This is a genomic window from Haemophilus parainfluenzae ATCC 33392 (assembly GCF_031191205.1).
GTDB lineage: Bacteria > Pseudomonadota > Gammaproteobacteria > Enterobacterales > Pasteurellaceae > Haemophilus_D > Haemophilus_D parainfluenzae.
Genome location: NZ_CP133470.1, coordinates 143,045 through 162,312, shown reverse-complemented (window position 1 = coordinate 162,312; position 19,268 = coordinate 143,045). Strand labels below are relative to the sequence as shown.

The following is a 19,268-nucleotide window of genomic DNA, read 5'->3' as shown; positions in this document are numbered from 1 at the left end:
GCAAAACAATGAAAAAATTGACCGCACTTTTTGATCTTCCGGTGCTTTCAGACATAAATGTGAAGGCGATGGTGTTAGATAGCCGCAAAGTGACCCAAGGTGATTTGTTTGTGGCAGTAAAGGGACATCGTTTTGATGCGAGTCAATTTGTGCCTCAAGCCATTTCTTCTGGTGCAAGTGCGGTTATTTTAGAAACAGATTTAGAAAACGAGCATTTGAGCATCCAATGGCAAAATAATGTGCCAGTGATTCGTTACTATCATTTATCTGCTCAGCTTTCGGCATTGGCAGGTCAATTTTATGGTAATCCTTCCGAAAAATTGACTTTAGTCGGAGTCACGGGAACAAACGGTAAAACTACAGTTTCTCAATTGTTAGCCCAATGGGCTACGCTATTAGGACATAAAGCGGCTGTCATGGGTACGATTGGCAATGGTTTATTGGACCAAGTCAAAGAAGCCAAAAATACCACAGGTTCAGCCGTTGAAGTTCAAGCAAACCTCGCTGATTTTGTAGAGAAAGGTGCAGATTTTGCATCTATCGAAGTGTCTTCACATGGTTTAGCTCAATATCGTGTTGAAGCACTCAAATTTAAATCTGCTATTTTTACCAATTTAAGTCGCGATCATTTGGATTATCACGAAACAATGGAAAAGTATGCGGAAGCTAAAAAACGTTTTTTCGTTGATTTAGCATCTGAGTTACAAATTCTTAATGCTGACGATCCAATTGGGGCCGCATGGTTAAATGAATTACCAAATAGTATCGCAGTCAGCTGTCACCCCAATTTCCATGCAACATCTAAACAATGGCTTTATGCTACGGAAATTCGTTTTACTCATGAAGGAGCAGTCATTGAGTTTGTATCAAGTTGGGGGAATGGCACATTACATAGCCCATTAATTGGCGCTTTTAACGTGAGTAATCTGTTGTTAGCCACGGCTGTTTTATTGGCTTTAGGTTATTCTTTCGATGATCTTATCCGTACTGTTTCACAGCTAAAAGGAGTAAATGGAAGAATGGAATTAATTAAAAAAGCAGGAAAACCAACCGTTATCGTTGACTATGCACATACTCCAGATGCATTAGAAAAAGCATTGAATTCTGCCCGTCAACATTGCAAAGGTAAACTTTGGTGTATCTTTGGTTGTGGCGGTGATCGTGATGCGGGTAAACGTCCACTGATGGCAAAAGCTGCAGAGCAATTTGCTGATTTAGTCATTGTGACTCAAGATAATCCACGCACAGAAGATCCAAATAAAATTGAAGCGGATATTCTCACTGGTTTTAGCCGAATGGAAGATGTTGGTGTAATTCCAGATCGTGAAGAGGCCATTAAATTTACCATTGAGAACGCCGTTGAAGATGACGTGATCGTGATTGCCGGTAAAGGTCATGAAAACTATCAGATCATTGGGGATAAAACACTTCATTTCTCCGATCAAGAAGTGGCTGAAGCCTATTTAACGAAAAAATAAACATAATGATTAAACTTACTACCCAACAGCTTGCCCAAATTTTAAATGCCAATCTTATTGGTGATGGGCAGGCCGTTGTTGAAAATATCAATACAGATACGCGCAAAGCGGTATTTAACTCGCTTTTCTTTGCATTAAAAGGTGAACATTTTGACGCGCATCAATACTTAGATAAAGCCGTTGAGCAAGGTGCGACAGCCTTAGTTGTGCAAAAAGCTAACACTAACATTTCAACACCACAATTAGTTGTTTCAGATACGCGCTTAGCCCTTGGTCAATTAGCAAAATGGTTACGTGAAAAAATTAATCCTCGTATCGTAGCGATGACGGGATCTTCAGGTAAAACCACAGTAAAAGAGATGACGGCATCGATTTTGCAACAAACAGCAGGCAATCCTGAAGCTGTGTTATTCACTAATGGTAATTTCAACAACGATATTGGTGTACCACTCACATTATTACGTTTAACAGAACAACATAAATTTGCCGTTATTGAATTAGGCGCAAACCATCAAGGTGAAATTGATTACACCACGCATCTTGCGCAGCCAGAAGCTGCATTAGTGAATAACGTGGCAGCCGCACATTTAGAAGGCTTTGGCTCAATTGAGGGTGTAGCGCGTGCGAAAGGTGAAATCTATCGCGGTTTAACCCCAAATGGTATGGCCATTATTAACAGCGAACATAATTATATTGAATTGTGGCAAAAAGAAATTGGCTCTCATGCCATTCAATATTTTAATGGTGGCGATTACAAAGCTGAAAACGTAGAACATTCACCTAATGGCTCAACGTTTATGTTAGTTTCCCCAAAAGGTAGCATTGAGATTAATTTGCCTTATTTAGGTGAGCATAATGTAAAAAATGCGTTGGCAGCAACGGCTCTTGCTATGAATGTGGGCGCGAGTCTTGCTGATGTTAAAGCGGGTCTTGAACACCGTTCTCAAGTAAAAGGGCGTTTATTCCCGATTCAAGTGAATGAAAATCTGTTGCTATTAGATGATACTTACAATGCAAATGTAGATTCTTTACAAGCGGCGATTGATGTTTTAAAAGGTTACGATGCTTTTCGTATTTTACTTGTGGGCGATATGAAAGAATTAGGCGAGGATAGCCTAAAATGTCATCAACAAGTGGGCGAGCATGCAAAACAAGCTAAATTAGATTTAGTGCTTTCTTATGGAACAGAAAGTGCGGTCATTTCTGAGGCTGTTTTAGGAAAACATTTTACAGATAAAGCTGAATTGACAGCTTATGCGTTAGATATTATTAAACAGAAATTACAAGAAAACCAAAAAGTCGTCGTTTTAGCGAAAGGCTCGCGCTCAATGAAAATGGAAGAGACGATTTATTCATTAAAGGATAGCTTATGTTAGTTTGGCTTGCTGAATATTTAGTTCGCTATGAAACGGCATTCAATGCCATTTCCTATATTACCGTACGTGCGATTTTGGCATTATTGACCGCACTTTTCATTTCTTTATGGATTGGTCCGAAAGTGATCAAACGCCTTCAAATCTTAAAATTTGGTCAAGAAGTGCGTAATGACGGTCCTGAAAGTCACTTTGCGAAAAAAGGTACGCCAACCATGGGCGGTGTGATGATTTTATTCTCCATCGGTGTAAGTACGTTATTATGGGCTAACTTAACGAATCCTTATGTTTGGATTTGTTTATTTGTGTTATTTGGCTATGGTGCAATTGGCTTTGTAGATGATTTCCGTAAAATCACGCGTAAAAATACAGACGGTTTAATTGCGCGTTGGAAATATTTCTGGATGTCTGTTGTGGCATTAGTGGCGATCATTTGGTTGTATTGGTTAGGTCATGATACCGATGCAACTCGTTTAGTAATTCCATTCTTTAAAGATATCATGCCACAATTAGGTTTATTCTATATTGTGTTGTCTTACTTTGTGATTGTGGGCACAGGGAATGCGGTAAACTTAACCGACGGTTTAGATGGTCTTGCAATTATGCCAACAGCGTTAGTGGCTGGTGCATTTGCTTTAATCGCATGGGCGACCGGTAACGTTAATTTCGCAGAATACTTACATATCCCTTATATCAAATATAGTTCTGAAGTGGTGGTGTTCTGTACCGCAATCGTAGGCGCAGGCTTAGGATTCTTATGGTTTAATACTTATCCAGCTCAAGTCTTTATGGGCGATGTTGGCTCCCTTGCACTTGGTGGTGCACTTGGTGTCGTTGCCATCCTTGTTCGTCAAGAATTCTTATTAGTGATTATGGGCGGTGTATTTGTTGTTGAAGCCTTATCTGTCATTTTGCAAGTGGGTTCTTACAAATTAAGAAAACAACGTATTTTCAGAATGGCACCAATTCATCACCACTTTGAATTAAAAGGTTGGCCAGAACCTCGAGTGATTATTCGGTTTTGGATTATTTCCTTGATGTTGGTGTTGATGGGGCTTGTAACGCTCAAACTAAGATAATTTTTGTAGGGTGCACTTGTTGCACCCTGCGTGATCCCAGAATACGAGAGAAGAAAAACAACATGACAACTTTATACCAAAATAAAACGATTACTATTATAGGCCTTGGAAAAACAGGACTTTCTTGCGTTGAATATCTTCAATCTCAACAAGCAAACATCCGTGTGATTGATACACGCCAACATCCAGCAGGCGCGGATAAATTACCTAAAAATGTACCCTTACACACAGGTAGTTTGAATCAACAATGGTTACTTGAAAGCGATATTATTGTCATTAGCCCGGGACTTGCGGTAAAAATACCTGAAATTCAGACCGCACTTTCAGCTGGTGTGGAAGTGATTGGGGATATTGAATTATTCTGCCGAGCAGCAACGAAGCCAATTGTTGGGATTACCGGCTCTAACGGTAAAAGCACCGTGACAACATTAGTCTATGAAATGGCGAAAGCGGCGGGAATAAAAGTGGGCATGGGCGGAAACATTGGCATTCCTGCGTTGTCATTATTAAATGAAGATTGCGATCTTTATGTATTAGAGCTTTCCAGTTTCCAACTTGAAACCACTAACAGTTTGAAAGCGGCTGCAGCGACTGTGCTTAATGTGACAGAAGATCACATGGATCGCTATGTGGATTTAGAAGATTATCGCCAAGCAAAATTACGCATTTATTACAATGCAGAAACAGCGGTAGTGAATTTAGAAGATAAACTCACGTTTGGCGAAGGTGAAAATCAAGCTAAAAAGGTTGTGTCTTTTGCTGAAAATCAAGCGGATTACTGGTTGAAAACCGAAAATGGTAAACAGTACTTAATGGCGAAAGAGGAAGTCATTTTACCTTGTGATGAAGCAATCTTGGTTGGTCGTCATAATTACATGAATATTTTAGCGGCGACAGCATTAGCGCAAGCAGTAGACATAAATTTAGAGGCAATTCGTATCGCACTTCGTCAATTTAAAGGGCTGGATCATCGTTTCCAATTAGCCTATCAGACGAATGGCGTTCGTTGGATTAATGATTCTAAAGCGACTAATGTGGGCAGCACGGTTGCGGCATTGGCTGGGTTATATGTTGAGGGAACGTTACACCTTTTATTAGGTGGCGATGGTAAAGGTGCAGATTTTTCTGAACTAGCCGATTTAATCAACCAACCTCATATTTCAACGTATTGTTTTGGTCGAGATGGAAAACAACTTGCGGCACTTTCAAGCCAAAGTCATTTATTTGAAACCATGCAACAAGCGATTTCATTTTTACGTCCACGTTTAAAATCAGGCGATATGGTGTTATTATCTCCCGCTTGTGCAAGTTTGGATCAGTTTACCTCTTTTGAAAAACGTGGCGAAGAGTTTACTCGTTTAGCAAAATTAGCTTAGAAAATTAGGGTAGTAATGGAATTTATCAATAAAATTAAACAACATTATGAACAATGGGCGAGAGTAACACCGCAAGGATTACTTTACGATCGCGCATTGTTTTGGCTTTTTGTCGTGCTATTGTTGATTGGTTTGGTGGCTGTAACTTCTGCTTCGATGCCTTACAGTGCACGCGTATTTAATGATACATTCTATTTTGCTAAACGTGATGCCGTTTATGTCTTGCTTTCTTTAGCAACCTGCTATTTAACTCTCCAAATTTCTTCTTCCCAATGGGAAAAGTGGCACGCAAAAGTCTTCTTGTTAGCTATTGTTTTATTAATACTGGTTCTTGGTATCGGGACTTCTGTTAATGGTGCTAAACGTTGGATTTCTTTAGGAATTTTAAATTTCCAGCCTGCGGAATTTGCGAAGTTAGCGTTGACCTGTTTCCTGGCGAGCTATTTTACGCGTCGTTATGATGAAGTACGTGGTAAAAAATTCAGTGCTGCTAAGCCTTTCATTGTGATGGGGGTATTAGGGATATTCTTACTAGCTCAGCCTGACTTAGGGAGTACCGTTGTACTTTTCGTTATTACCTTTGGCATGCTTTTTATTGTCGGTGCGAATTTTTGGCAATTTATTTTGCTAATTGGTACAGGCATACTTCTCTTTGTATGGCTGGTTCTCTCAGCCTCTTATCGTTTAAAACGTTTTACCGGTTTCTTAGAGCCATTTAAAGATCCATACGGAACAGGATTTCAGCTGACAAACTCTTTAATGGCCTTTGGGCGTGGTGAAATTAGTGGGGAAGGACTCGGTAACTCCATTCAAAAACTTGATTATCTTCCTGAAGCACATACTGACTTTATCATGGCGATTATTGGCGAAGAATTCGGTTTTATTGGTATTTTGGTTGTTGTGATCCTCTTGGGTTTATTGATTTTTCGCGCAATGAAAATCGGACGTGAATCTCTCATGTTAGAGCAACGTTTCCGTGGTTTTTTTGCTTTAGGTATTAGCTTCTGGATTTTCTTCCAAGGTTTCGTCAATCTTGGTATGGCTTTAGGGATGCTACCAACAAAAGGTTTAACTTTCCCGTTAGTGAGTTACGGTGGTTCAAGTATCATTATTATGTCGGCGACTGTGGGAATTTTATTACGTATTGACCATGAAAATAGATTACAACGTGGTGGTCAAGCGCGTTTGAGGGATGATTAGGAATATTTATGAGTAAAAAATTATTAGTTATGGCGGGTGGTACTGGTGGACATGTTTTCCCCGCCATCGCTGTTGCTCAAACCTTACAAAAAGAAGGTTGGGAAATTTGCTGGTTAGGCACCAAAGATCGAATGGAAGCACAGCTTGTACCAAAACATGGTATTCCAATTCGTTTTATTCAAATTTCAGGGTTACGTGGTAAAGGCATTAAAGCATTACTTGGTGCCCCTTTTGCTATTTTAAGAGCGGTATTGCAAGCTCGTAAAATTATCAAAGAATATCAACCTAATGCGGTATTAGGTATGGGTGGTTATGTATCTGGCCCAGGTGGCATCGCTGCAAAACTTTGTGGCGTGCCGGTTATTTTACATGAACAGAATGCCGTAGCGGGCTTAACCAATGAATGGTTAGCAAAAATTGCGACACGTGTATTACAAGCTTTTCCAACTGCATTCAAAGATGCCGAAGTGGTAGGAAACCCAGTTCGCCAAGATTTATTTGAAATGCCATCACCACAAGCGCGTTTTTCAGAAAGAAGTGGAAAATTGAGAGTACTTGTCGTGGGTGGAAGCCAAGGGGCTCGCGTACTCAATCAAACGATTCCACAAGTGGTTGCTCGTTTGGCGGATAAATTAGACGTGCGTCATCAAGTGGGTAAAGGTTCTGTTGAAAGTGTGACCGAACTTTATGGTGAACATGCAGATTCGGTCAAAATTACAGAATTTATTGATGATATGGCGGAAGCCTACGCTTGGGCCGATGTGGTGATTTGTCGTTCTGGTGCTTTAACAGTGTGTGAATTAGCAGCAGTAGGGACACCAGCAATTTTCGTGCCATTCCAACATAAAGATCAACAGCAATATTTAAATGCGAAATATCTTGCCGATGTAGGTGCAGCAAAAATCGTTCAGCAAAATGAATTAAATGCGGATGTGTTGGTCGATTTCTTAGAAAAAATAGATCGTGAAACCTTGCTAGCGATGGCGATTAAGGCAAAAGAAATGTCAGCACCATTAGCGGCTAAACGTGTAGCTGATGTCATTGTAGAGAATGCGAAATAAGAACAGAGAAGTTGAGGGATAGTAAATAAAAAACCTTAACCTAAAAGTGCGGTTAAAAATAAAGGTGAAATAATATGAAACATATTTCGGACGAGATTAGAAAAATTATTCCTGAGATGCGTCGGGTTCAACAAATTCATTTCATTGGTATCGGCGGCGCCGGTATGAGTGGGATTGCCGAAATTTTATTAAATGAAGGTTATGATATCTCTGGTTCTGATATTGCAGATGGTGTCGTGACTCAGCGTCTTGCTCAAGCTGGCGCAAAAATTTTCATTGGTCACCAAGCGGAAAATGTGCAAGGGGCGAGTGTGGTTGTGGTATCAAGCGCGATCCATGAAGATAACCCAGAATTAATCGCCGCTAAGCAAAATCGTATTCCCGTGATTCAGCGAGCACAAATGTTAGCTGAAATTATGCGTTTCCGTCATGGTATTGCGGTGGCTGGTACCCATGGTAAAACCACAACCACTGCCATGATTTCGATGATTTATACTCAAGCGAAACTGGATCCAACTTTCGTTAATGGTGGTTTAGTTAAATCAGCCGGTAAAAATGCGCATTTAGGTGCAAGTCGTTATTTAATCGCTGAAGCAGATGAAAGCGATGCCTCTTTCTTACACTTACAGCCAATGGTTTCTGTTGTGACGAATATTGAGCCGGATCATATGGATACCTATGAAGGTGACTTTGAGAAAATGAAAGCCACCTATGTGAAATTTTTACATAACTTGCCGTTTTATGGCTTAGCGGTTATGTGCGCTGATGATACTGTGTTAATGGAGCTTGTTCCTCAAGTTGGACGCCAAGTGTTAACTTATGGTTTCAGTGAACATGCTGACTATCATATCGAAGATTATGAACAAACAGGTTTCCAAGGTCATTACACCGTAGTTTGTCCAAGTGGTGAACGCATCAATGTATTATTGAATGTTCCAGGTAAACACAATGCGTTAAATGCGACAGCCGCACTTGCAGTAGCAAAAGAAGAAGGCATTGGCAATGAAGCGATTTTAGAAGCGCTTGCAGACTTCCAAGGGGCAGGCAGACGTTTCGACCAATTAGGTGAGTTTATTCGTCCAAATGGTAAAGTACGCTTAGTGGATGATTATGGCCATCACCCAACTGAAGTTGGCGTGACCATCAAAGCAGCACGTGAAGGCTGGGGAGATAAACGTATTGTGATGATTTTCCAACCTCACCGTTATTCACGTACTCGCGATTTATTTGATGATTTCGTACAAGTCTTATCCCAAGTGGATGCCTTGATTATGTTAGATGTGTATGCGGCAGGCGAAACACCAATCGTTGGTGCAGACAGTAAAGCACTTTGTCGTTCTATTCGTAATCTAGGAAAAGTCGATCCAATTTTAGTTTCTGATACGGAACAACTCGGTGATGTGTTAGATCAAATTATTCAAGATGGCGATTTAATTCTTGCCCAAGGCGCGGGAAGTGTAAGCAAAATTTCTCGTGGTTTAGCAGAATGTTGGAAAGCATAAATACATCGAAAAATAACCGCACTTTTGATGAAAATAAAAAGAAAACAGGATAAAACAATGAATTTAAAACAAGAAAAAATTGCTGTGTTGTTAGGCGGCACATCAGCTGAACGTGAAGTGTCTCTTAATTCTGGTGCAGCTGTGTTAAACGCCTTAGTAAGCCAAGGTTATAATGCACACGGTATCGATCCTAAAGAATATAATGTCGCGAATTTAAAAGCAGATGGTTTTGATCGCGTTTTTAACATTTTACATGGTCGCGGTGGTGAAGATGGCACTATGCAAGGTTTATTAGAACAAATCGGCTTGCCTTACACCGGTTGTGGAGTGATGGCTTCAGCATTAACCATGGATAAAATGCGTACTAAAATGTTGTGGAAAGCCTTTGGTTTACCTGTTGCCGATATGGAGATTGTAACCAAAGAAAACGCTCACGAACTAAACCCACAAGCTGTGGTCGAAAAGTTAGGTTTACCTTTGATGGTTAAGCCATCTCTTGAAGGTTCAAGTGTCGGTTTAACGAAAGTAAAAGCAGTCGAAGAATTAAAAAGTGCGGTCGATTATGCACTTAAATTTGATAACACCATTTTGATTGAAGAATGGTTGGCTGGCGATGAATTAACAGTGCCTGTTTTAGGTGGTGAAGTATTGCCTGCTGTTCGCATTGTGCCAGAAGGTGAGTTTTATGATTACGATGCGAAATATATTTCAGATAACACTCAATATTTTTGCCCAGCGGGTCTTTCAGCTGAACGAGAGCAAGAATTAGCGAAATTAGTTAAACGTGCTTATGACGTTGTGGGTTGTCGTGGTTGGAGTCGCATTGATGTAATGACCGATGCACAAGGTAATTTCCGTTTAGTAGAAGTAAACACGAACCCAGGCATGACAAGTCACAGTTTATTCCCTAAATCTGCGTCAACAGTCGGTATTTCATTTGAACAACTCGTCGTGAAAATTTTGGAGTTGAGTGCGTAATGAATGTAATTAAGCGCAAAAATACACCGCCAACGCAATTTGGTCGCTCATCCAACGGAGAAGGTAAATTCCGTTTCATGTTGCAGATTAAACTTGCTTTGGTGTTACTTTGTGCAGGGCTAGGGTATTTTGTTTATTCAAACTGGCAAAGTTGGCTTGAAAGCTTAGACGGTGATAGAAAAATTACTGCCTATGCCTTAGTCGGTCAAAATGAATTTACCACTTATCCAGATGTGCAAGACGTATTGCTTAAAATGGGATCTCTCAAGGGCTTTTGGGGACAAGACGTCAAGCAAATTCAAGAGCAGCTTAAAACGATTCCTTGGGTAAAAGGTGCGGTGGTTCGTAAAATTTGGCCAAATCGTTTAAGTATTTGGTTATCAGAATATCAGCCAGTTGCCATTTGGAATAAAACAGAGTTTGTTACAAAAGATGGAACGGTTTTCCAATTGCCGATGGATAAGTTAAAAGAAAAAGCTTTACCTTATTTAGGGGGGCCGGATTATCAAAGCTTGAAGGTATTAGAGGCTTGGAATCAAATTTTTGCTGATTTTAAGGCGAAAAATTTGCTGGTTAAAGGCGTAACAATTGATGATCGTGGTGCGTGGCAAGTTACGCTAGATAATGATATAGTATTGAAACTTGGGCGCGGGGATTGGAAACCAAAATTAGATCGATTTGTAACGATTTATCCACAAATTGAAGTGCCTGAAGGTAAACGAATTGATTATGTAGATTTGCGCTATGCATCTGCATCAGCAGCGGTTGGATTGATAGAGAAATAAAAAAATAATTCATTGGGTGTAATAAGAAAATGGCAAAAGAGTTGGAACCGAAAGTAATTGTAGGTCTTGAAGTTGGTACATCAAAAGTTGTTGCTGTTGTTGGGGAAGTCCTTCCTGATGGCGTAGTAAATGTACTTGGTGTAGGTAGTTGTCCATCAAAAGGGATTGATCGTGGCAGTATTACTGATTTAGATGCCGTTGTTAATTCTATCCAACGTGCTATTGAGGCAGCTGAATCAATGGCCGATTGCCAAATTATGAGCGTGACTCTTGCGATTACAGGTGAACATATTCAAAGCTTGAATGAGAGCGGCTTTGTTGCTATTTCTGAAAATGAAGTGACTCAAGATGAAATCGATGATGCTTTGCATACAGCAAGCTCAGTGAAATTACCTGAGGGGCTTTCTTTATTACACATCATTCCACAAGAATATGCCGTAGATAAACAAGTTAATATTAAAAATCCATTAGGTTTACAAGGTGTTCGTTTAAAAGCAAACGTACACTTAATTGCATGTCACCAAGACTGGCAAAATAACTTGAAAAAAGCAGTTGAGCGTTGTGGATTACAAGTTGATAAAGTTGTGTTTTCCGGCTTTGCAGCAACACATTCTGTTTTAACTGAAGATGAAAAGGATCTTGGTGTTTGCTTGATTGATTTCGGTGCAGGCACCATGAATATGATGGTTTATACCAATGGCTCATTGCGTTTCAGTAAAGTTATTCCTTACGCAGGGAACATTGTAACCAATGATATTGCCCATGCATGTACCGTTTCTCGTGCAGAAGCAGAACGCATTAAAGTGAACTATGCAAGTGCATTATATCCGGCACGTTTACATGGTGATAAAAAAATTGAAGTGGCAAGTATTGGTGGTCGAGCACCACGTGCTTTAACAAAAAGTGATTTATCTTTAATCACTTCAGCAAGATATATTGAACTATTAGGCGTTGTTAAGGACGAATTAGATAAGCTTAAAGCAGATTTAGAAACCAAACATATTAAATTTGAATTAATTGCGGGGGTCGTTATCACTGGTGGTGGTGCACAGATTGAAGACTTAAAAGATTGTGCATCAAGTGTATTTGGTTGCCAGGTGCGTATTGGTAGTCCACTAAATATCACGGGGTTAACAGATTATGTAAATCGTCCGCAATATTCAACAGTCGTGGGATTGCTACAATATCATCATCAAAATAGTGATAATGATCCTGTGGATAGTAATTATGGCGATGAAGCATTAGGTAAAAAATTCTGGAAAGGCCTTAAAAATATTTTCAACAAAGTGAAATCAGAATTTTGATAATTTTGACTTTTTCATTTACAATAAGAAAGATTTAACTTTTATTAATATGCTAGCAGAGTATTAGCAGTAACGGAGAACAGCAAATGTTATACCCAGAGTATGGTGATTTTGAAGAGCAAACAGGTGCACTGATTAAGGTTGTCGGTGTCGGTGGAGGCGGCGGTAACGCAGTTAACCACATGGTTGCTAACATGGTGCAACAAGAATTCAATGGTAATTTCTTGGGCGAAAGTGCAATTGATAGCGAAGAACACGGTAAAATCGTATTTTATGCGGTGAATACCGATGCGCAAGCATTACGCAAAAGCCAAGTTCAACAAACTGTACAAATTGGTGGGGCTACAACGAAAGGTCTTGGTGCGGGTGCAAATCCAAATGTGGGTCGTAAAGCGGCTGAAGATGACCAAGAAGAAATCCGTAAAATGCTTGAAGGTGCAGACATGGTCTTTATCGCAGCCGGTATGGGCGGTGGTACAGGTACTGGTGCCGCACCAATCGTCGCTAAAGTCGCGAAAGAATTAGGTATTTTAACCGTTGCTGTTGTTACTAAGCCATTTAGCTTTGAAGGCAAAAAACGTATGCAATTTGCTGAATTAGGGATTAAAGATCTTTCACAATATGTGGATTCAATGATCATTATTCCTAACCAACAAATCCAAAAAGTTCTCCCTAAAAATGCAACCTTAATTGATGCTTTTGCTGCTGCAAACGACGTATTACGTAACTCTGTTATGGGCATCTCCGATATGATTACGTCTCCAGGTTTAATCAACGTGGACTTTGCAGACGTAAGAACCGTTATGTCGGAAATGGGCCAAGCAATGATTGGTTTCGGTTCAGCTCAAAGTGAACCAGGTGCAGGTCGTGCAGAAGAAGCTGCGCGTCTTGCAATTAAAAATGATTTATTAGAGAAAGTCGATCTTTCTAATGCTAAAGGTATTCTTGTTAATATTACCTCAGGTATGGATCTCGGCTTTGACGAATTTAACGTGGTGGGTGACACAGTAGGTAGCTTTGCATCAGAAGACGCGACTATCGTTGTGGGTACCAGTTTAGTCCCTGAAATGAGCAATGAAATTCGTGTCACGATCGTTGCAACAGGTTTAGGTGATGTTGTTGCGGCTGAGCCAGTCGTAATTGCTCGTCCTCAAGCAGCAGTACAACAAGCCCCAGTTCAACAGCCTGTAGCGCAAGAAACGATTCAACCTCAACCGCCAGTTGGTTTACATGGTTTAGATGCATTAAGACATAATCCACAACCAGAACCAGCACAGGAACAAAATCCGCAATACGGTAACTTAAATAAACCGCTTGATCCAAGCCGTTTAGAACAGTTAAGAAATAATCCTAATTTCTTTAATCCGGCATCATTTGGTCGTGATGAGAAATAAGAGTAAAAGTAATCTTGTTGTGAAGCAATAAGGTAAAAGAGATGATTAAACAAAGAACATTAAAACAAAGCATTAAAGTAACAGGTGTAGGCTTACATAGCGGCAAAAAAGTAACGTTAACGTTGCGTCCAGCTATGCCGAATACTGGTGTAATTTACTGCCGTACCGATCTTAATCCGCCGGTGACTTTCCCTGCGAATGCTGATTCAGTGCGTGATACAATGCTTTGTACTGCACTTGTGAATGAACACGGTGTACGTGTTTCAACCGTAGAACACTTAAACGCAGCATTAGCGGGTTTAGGTATCGATAATATTATCATTGAAGTTGATGCACCTGAAATTCCAATCATGGACGGTAGTGCAAGCCCATTCATTTACTTGCTTTTAGATGCTGGTATTGAAGAACAAAATGCACCAAAGAAATTTATTCGTATTAAGAAAAATGTACGAGTAGAAGACGGTGACAAATGGGCAGAATTTAAACCTTATAATGGTTTCCGTTTAGATTTTACAATCGATTTTGATCATCCAGCGATTAGTAAAAATGTACGTAATTATGTGATGGATTTCTCTGCACAAGCATTCGTACATCAAATTAGTCGTGCAAGAACCTTTGGTTTCATGAAAGATATTGAGTATCTTCAATCTCAAGGTCTTGCGTTAGGTGGTAGCTTAGATAATGCCATCGTATTAGATGATTACCGTATCTTAAATGAAGATGGGTTACGCTTCAGAGATGAATTGGTTCGTCACAAGATGCTTGATGCGATTGGCGATCTTTATATGTGTGGCTATAACATCATCGGTGATTTCAAAGCTTATAAATCGGGTCATGGTTTAAATAATAAATTACTCCGTGCTGTACTTGCCGATCAGGAAGCGTGGGAATTTGTTACCTTTGAAGATAAGAAACAAGTTCCACAAGGTTATGTTGCGCCTGTGCAGGTATTAATCTAACAATGTTTTGTTAAAAAGCTATACTTCTTCCGGGAGTATAGCTTTTTTATTTCCCATCTTGCTCTGTTATTTTTGTTTTTAGCGAAGGTAAAGAGCGGTCAAAAATAGAGGTATTTTTATTATGAAAAAATTATTTACCGTGCTTCCTCTTGTGCTAGCAACTTCTGCTGCAATGGCATATGAACAGGGCAAAACCTATCAATTTACCATATTGCACACTAATGATACGCACGGACATTTTTGGCCGAATGCAAAAGGTGAATATGGCTTTCCTGCTCACAAAACAATTGTTAATCGCGTAAAAGCTGAAGTCGAGCAAAAAGGTGGCTCACTTATTTTATTAAATGCAGGTGATTTTAATACTGGTGTACCTGAGTCAGATATGCAAACAGCAGAACCAGATATTAAAGCAATGAACGCAATGGGCTATGAGGCAACTGTATTAGGTAACCACGAGTTTGATAATCCACTACAAATTCTTGATATGCAAGAAAAATGGGCAAATTTCCCATTCTTATCTGCAAACGTGATTAATACGAAAACAGGTAAAACCTTAGTTAAGCCTTATACGATTTTAAATAAACAAGATCTTAAAATTGCAGTGGTCGGTTTAACTACTGAGGATACTGCAAAATTAGGCAACCCAGAATACCTTCATAATGTGAAGTTTGAAGATCCAACAACGGTAGCAAAAGCCACATTAAAAGAGCTAAATGAAAAAGTTAAGCCGGATGTAAAAATCGCTTTAACGCATATGGGCTATTATTATGATGCGAAACATGGTTCAAATGCACCAGGTGATGTGAGTCTTGCACGTAATTTAGATAAAGGTGCATTCGATATGATTATCGGTGGTCACAGCCATGATTCGATTTGCGTGGATGAAAAAGGCGTATGGATTAAAGATTATCAACCTACTCAGCCATGTAAACCAGATTTCCAAAATGGTACTTGGATTATGCAGGCCTTTGAATGGGGCAAATATGTTGGTCGAGCTGACTTTGAGTTCAAAAATGGTGAATTAAAATTAGTGAATTATCAATTAATTCCAGTGAACTTGAAGAAGAAAATAAAAAAAGAAGACGGTAAAACGGAATACGTAAATTACGCAGAAGAGATTCCACAAGATCCAGAAATGGAAAAACTTTTAAAATCTTACCAAGATAAAGGTGATGCGTTATTAAGCCAAAAAGTGGGTAAATTAAACGGTAAGTTAGAGGGTGATCGTACCATTATTCGTTTTGAACAAACTAACCTTGGTCACTTAATTGCAGAAGCACAACGTCAAAAAGCGAAAGCAGACATTGGTATCATGAACTCAGGTGGTATTCGTGATTCTATCCAAGAAGGTGATGTAACTTATAAAGATATTTTAAAAATCCATCCATTTGGTAATATTGTGAGCTATTTTGAATTAACCGGTAAAGAATTACTGGATTATTTAAATGTAGTCGCATTGAAAGAAGTGGATTCTGGTGCCTATGCACAATATTCAGGTATCAGCATGACAGTAAATCGTGCGGAGAAGAAAGTTGAAAATGTGAAAATTCAAGGTAAACCATTAGATTTAAATAAAACTTACCGTATTTCTTTACCAAGTTATAATGCGGCGGGTGGAGATGGTTATCCGGTTATGACTAAAAATCCAACTTTCGTTAACACAGGTTTTATTGATGCGGATGTTTTAAAAGAATTTTTTGAGAAAAATTCACCTATTAATGCTGAAAAATACATCCCTCATAATGAAGTAACCTTTAAGTAAGGAATGAAATGGCATTAGATTTATCTGAAATTCGTCAGCAAATTACGCAAATTGATCGCAGCTTGTTAAAGCTGCTTTCAGAGCGTCATCGTCTGGCATATGATGTAGTAAGAAGCAAAGAAGTGACGCAAAAAGCGTTACGTGATTTAGAGCGAGAACAACAACTCTTACAGGAGCTTGTGCAATTTGCTGAAAGCCAAAATTATCAGCTTGAACCACAGTATATTACGTCAGTCTTCCAAAAAATCATTGAAGATTCTGTATTAACACAACAAGTGTACTTGCAGAAAAAGCTCAATGAGCAACGAGAAGAAACGTTACATATCGCTTTCTTAGGCAAGCGTGGTTCTTACTCTAATTTGGCTGCGCGTAATTATGCGGCTCGCTACCATCAACAATTTGCTGAAATCAGTTGCGATTCCTTTGCTCAAATTTTTGAAAAAGTTGAAAGCGGAGAAGCTGATTATGGCGTACTTCCTTTAGAAAACACCACATCAGGTGCAATTAATGAGGTTTATGATTTGCTTCAACATACCACCTTATCTTTGGTGGGTGAGTTGGCTTATCCTATCAAGCACTGTGTTTTAGTGAATGAGCAAGATGATTTAAGCAAAATTGATACGCTTTATAGCCATCCACAAGTGATTCAGCAGTGCAGTCAATTTATTCAAAGTCTTGAGCGCGTGCATATTGAGTTCTGCGAAAGTAGCTCTCATGCAATGCAGCTCGTGGCAAGCTTGAATAAACCGAATATTGCGGCATTAGGTAATGAAGATGGTGGCAAGCTTTACGGCTTACATGTGTTAAAACATAATATTGCCAACCAAGAAAACAACATTACTCGTTTCATTGTCGTGGCAAAACAAGCACGTGAAGTTTCACCGCAAATCCACACGAAAACCTTATTGTTGATGACCACATCGCAACAAGCGGGTTCTTTAGTGGACGCCTTACTTGTGTTTAAAAAGCACGGTATCAATATGACTAAGCTTGAATCGCGCCCTATTTATGGCAAACCTTGGGAAGAAATGTTCTATTTGGAGATTGAAGGAAACATTCATCATCCAGATACCCAAATTGCCTTGGAAGAGCTTAAGCAGTTCAGTAATTATCTGAAAGTGCTTGGTTGTTATCCAAGTGAAATTGTGAAGCCTGCGAAGGTATAATGAAAATAAAAAAAGAGCGGTCGATTTAAAATAACGTTAAAATCGACCGCTCTTTTTATTGAGAATTCTTAAGCTTTTTTCAAGAACTCTGATTTCAACATGATTTTGCCACAATCAACGTTGTGATCTCCGTTAACTAAACGGATATTTTTGAATTTCGTGCCTTTCTTCAATACTTCTGATGAACCTTTTAATTTTAAATCTTTAATTAAAAGTACATCATCGCCATCGGCTAATAAATTACCGTTGCTATCTTTAACAATCAGTTGATCTTCATCGACTTCAACTGCTTCGTTACCATTCCATTCATTACCGCAATCAGGGCAAACAAAATTCACAGAATCGTGATAAACATATTCGCCTTTACATTTTGGGCAAGCTGGCATTTGATCCATTTCTTTTTCCTTCTTTATCTGATTTAAGCAAAGTATAATGCGCACGGAGTATAACAAAAAAGTGACTATTCGCCAAAAAATGGGCAATTTCACGGAATTTATGAGGTATTTATGAAAAAAATCATGCTTTTGAGTGCAGTGATGGGCAGTTTAATCTCAATCAATGCATTCGCGCACAATATCCAACCTAACCAACTTTTAGCCAATGTAACGGTTTCGGATAAGGGCGAAATCACTTTAAATGGCAATGATGTGGCGTATAAATCGTGGAGCTCAACGGCATTACCTGGCAAAGTCCGTGTGATTCAGCATATTGCAGGCAGAAGTGCGGCAAAAGAGAAAAATCAAGCGATGATCGAAGCTATTAAAGCTGCTCATTTTAACCAAGCTAAATATCAAACCACGACGATTATCAACGCTGATGATGCCGTTGTGGGCACAGGCATGTTTGTGAAAAGTAGTGCAGAAAAAGGCAAAAAAGAAAATGCCCACAGCCAAGTGATTTTAGATGATAAAAGTGCAGTCAAAAATACATGGGGATTACGTGAAAAAGATAGCGTGATTATTTTGCTTGATAAAACCGGCAAAGTGCAATTTGTGAAAGAAGGTAAATTGACGGATGATGAAGTCAAGGAAGTCATTTCACGAGCAACAGCGTTAATCGCGAAGTAATAGAGTTATAAGCGGAAGTTTTCTTCCGCTTTTTATCCTTTGAAATCCTTCATTAATTTTCTCAATGTGCCACAATTTCGTTGAAATTTACGGCAATGTGTACAGATGGCAAGATGCAAATTGAGCCCAATTTTTTCTTTAGTCATTAATGGGCGTTCTTGCGCATCTGAAATGAGGCGAGTTGCTTGGCGACATTTCATAAAGTCACTCCCTAAAGTTTATGAGATAAGCAGTTTTGAAGTTGTAAGCGGGCACGATAGAGTGTCGTGTGCAAGTTACTTATGCTTAGTTGATTTTCTTGGCAAATTTCTTCAGAAGATAATTCCAAAAACTCTCTCATCATAAAAATCTTGGCTTGTTTGGCCGGTAGGCAAGTTAAACAAGTTTCAAAAATCAGCCAGAACTCTTCAGAATAGACCGCACTTTCGCTCAGTTCGAGATCGAGTGGAGAATGTTCAGCTTTCCAGTGTCCCCCTTCATCAAAGAAATGATTGGTTTGTTCTTCATCTTCTATTTCGGTTTCAAGGACAAATTTGCCTTTCTGGCGAAGAAAATCGATGATTTTATTTTTTAAGATAGCAAAGACCCACGTTTTAAATGCGGCTTGTCGCTTAAAGTGCTCGAGATTGTTAAATGCACTCAAAAAACTTTCTTGAACCAAATCTTCAGCTAATACAGGATTACTCACCTGTAATGTGGCAAACTTCAGCATTTGCTCTCTAATTTGTATCAGTTCTTTATCGGAAATTCTGGTTTCCATATTTTTTCCTTGGAAAATGTGTAA

18 protein-coding genes are annotated in these 19,268 nt (G+C 39.3%); 15 read left to right on the top strand and 3 right to left on the bottom strand.

What is annotated here, in order from left to right; translation table 11 throughout:
• Positions 1-8 precede the first annotated feature (8 nt).
• The 14 genes from murE (at position 9) to pheA (ending at position 17,417) form a co-directional block, all read left to right on the top strand.
• Positions 9-1,478 carry a UDP-N-acetylmuramoyl-L-alanyl-D-glutamate--2,6-diaminopimelate ligase gene (murE, locus tag RDV53_RS00790; RefSeq protein WP_005696535.1) on the top strand — a complete coding sequence of 490 codons (1,470 nt, stop codon included), beginning with the start codon at positions 9-11 and terminating at the stop codon, positions 1,476-1,478.
• A gap of 5 nt (positions 1,479-1,483) precedes the next feature.
• On the top strand, positions 1,484-2,854 hold the full coding sequence (gene murF / locus RDV53_RS00785; RefSeq protein ID WP_005696534.1) for a UDP-N-acetylmuramoyl-tripeptide--D-alanyl-D-alanine ligase: 1,371 nt from the start codon (positions 1,484-1,486) through the stop codon (positions 2,852-2,854).
• A complete protein-coding gene (gene mraY / locus RDV53_RS00780) occupies positions 2,848-3,930 on the top strand; it encodes a phospho-N-acetylmuramoyl-pentapeptide-transferase (protein ID WP_005696533.1) in 1,083 nt (360 codons plus the stop codon). Before murF ends, mraY begins: the two co-directional genes overlap by 7 nt.
• 62 nt (positions 3,931-3,992) lie before the next feature.
• Positions 3,993-5,306, top strand: coding sequence for a UDP-N-acetylmuramoyl-L-alanine--D-glutamate ligase (gene murD / locus RDV53_RS00775; protein ID WP_005696532.1), 1,314 nt, complete (start codon positions 3,993-3,995; stop codon positions 5,304-5,306).
• Between the two features lie 15 nt (positions 5,307-5,321).
• A complete protein-coding gene (gene ftsW, locus RDV53_RS00770) occupies positions 5,322-6,506 on the top strand; it encodes a putative lipid II flippase FtsW (protein WP_005696531.1) in 1,185 nt (394 codons plus the stop codon).
• Between the two features lie 8 nt (positions 6,507-6,514).
• Positions 6,515-7,567 carry an undecaprenyldiphospho-muramoylpentapeptide beta-N-acetylglucosaminyltransferase gene (gene murG, locus RDV53_RS00765; RefSeq protein ID WP_005696530.1) on the top strand — a complete coding sequence of 351 codons (1,053 nt, stop codon included), beginning with the start codon at positions 6,515-6,517 and terminating at the stop codon, positions 7,565-7,567.
• A 74-nt stretch (positions 7,568-7,641) separates the two neighbouring features.
• Positions 7,642-9,069, top strand: a complete 1,428-nt coding sequence (gene murC / locus RDV53_RS00760) for a UDP-N-acetylmuramate--L-alanine ligase (protein WP_005696529.1) — start codon at positions 7,642-7,644, stop codon at positions 9,067-9,069.
• A gap of 57 nt (positions 9,070-9,126) precedes the next feature.
• Positions 9,127-10,047 carry a D-alanine--D-alanine ligase gene (locus RDV53_RS00755; RefSeq protein WP_032822683.1) on the top strand — a complete coding sequence of 307 codons (921 nt, stop codon included), beginning with the start codon at positions 9,127-9,129 and terminating at the stop codon, positions 10,045-10,047.
• Complete coding sequence (locus RDV53_RS00750; RefSeq protein ID WP_005696527.1) at positions 10,047-10,832, top strand: cell division protein FtsQ/DivIB; 786 nt, start codon at positions 10,047-10,049, stop codon at positions 10,830-10,832. The genes RDV53_RS00755 and RDV53_RS00750 overlap by 1 nt, the downstream gene beginning before the upstream one ends.
• A 29-nt stretch (positions 10,833-10,861) precedes the next feature.
• Positions 10,862-12,136 (top strand): cell division protein FtsA, encoded by a 1,275-nt coding sequence (ftsA, locus tag RDV53_RS00745; RefSeq protein WP_005696525.1) that lies wholly within the window; start codon positions 10,862-10,864, stop codon positions 12,134-12,136.
• Between the two features lie 86 nt (positions 12,137-12,222).
• Positions 12,223-13,530 carry a cell division protein FtsZ gene (gene ftsZ / locus RDV53_RS00740; RefSeq protein WP_005696524.1) on the top strand — a complete coding sequence of 436 codons (1,308 nt, stop codon included), beginning with the start codon at positions 12,223-12,225 and terminating at the stop codon, positions 13,528-13,530.
• A 41-nt stretch (positions 13,531-13,571) separates the two neighbouring features.
• Positions 13,572-14,489: a UDP-3-O-acyl-N-acetylglucosamine deacetylase gene (gene lpxC / locus RDV53_RS00735; protein WP_005696523.1), complete on the top strand. Its 918-nt coding sequence runs from the start codon at positions 13,572-13,574 to the stop codon at positions 14,487-14,489.
• A 121-nt stretch (positions 14,490-14,610) separates the two neighbouring features.
• Positions 14,611-16,251, top strand: coding sequence for a bifunctional UDP-sugar hydrolase/5'-nucleotidase UshA (ushA, locus tag RDV53_RS00730; protein WP_005696522.1), 1,641 nt, complete (start codon positions 14,611-14,613; stop codon positions 16,249-16,251).
• Between the two features lie 8 nt (positions 16,252-16,259).
• The gene (gene pheA / locus RDV53_RS00725; protein WP_005696521.1) at positions 16,260-17,417 is read left to right on the top strand and encodes a prephenate dehydratase; all 1,158 of its coding nucleotides are present in this window, start codon (positions 16,260-16,262) and stop codon (positions 17,415-17,417) included.
• Between the two features lie 68 nt (positions 17,418-17,485).
• Here pheA and RDV53_RS00720 read toward each other — a convergent pair whose 3' ends face one another.
• A complete protein-coding gene (locus RDV53_RS00720) occupies positions 17,486-17,812 on the bottom strand; it encodes a zinc ribbon domain-containing protein YjdM (protein ID WP_032822684.1) in 327 nt (108 codons plus the stop codon).
• Between the two features lie 111 nt (positions 17,813-17,923).
• Between RDV53_RS00720 and RDV53_RS00715 the strand changes: the two genes are divergently transcribed.
• A complete protein-coding gene (locus RDV53_RS00715; RefSeq protein WP_005696519.1) occupies positions 17,924-18,484 on the top strand; it encodes a YtfJ family protein in 561 nt (186 codons plus the stop codon).
• Positions 18,485-18,516: 32 nt separating this feature from the next.
• Here the strand turns inward: RDV53_RS00715 and RDV53_RS00710 are convergent, their stop codons facing one another.
• The gene (locus RDV53_RS00710; protein ID WP_005696517.1) at positions 18,517-18,684 is read right to left on the bottom strand and encodes a zf-HC2 domain-containing protein; all 168 of its coding nucleotides are present in this window, start codon (positions 18,682-18,684) and stop codon (positions 18,517-18,519) included.
• 11 nt (positions 18,685-18,695) lie between these two features.
• Positions 18,696-19,244 (bottom strand): sigma-70 family RNA polymerase sigma factor, encoded by a 549-nt coding sequence (locus RDV53_RS00705; protein WP_032822685.1) that lies wholly within the window; start codon positions 19,242-19,244, stop codon positions 18,696-18,698.
• Positions 19,245-19,268 lie beyond the last annotated feature (24 nt).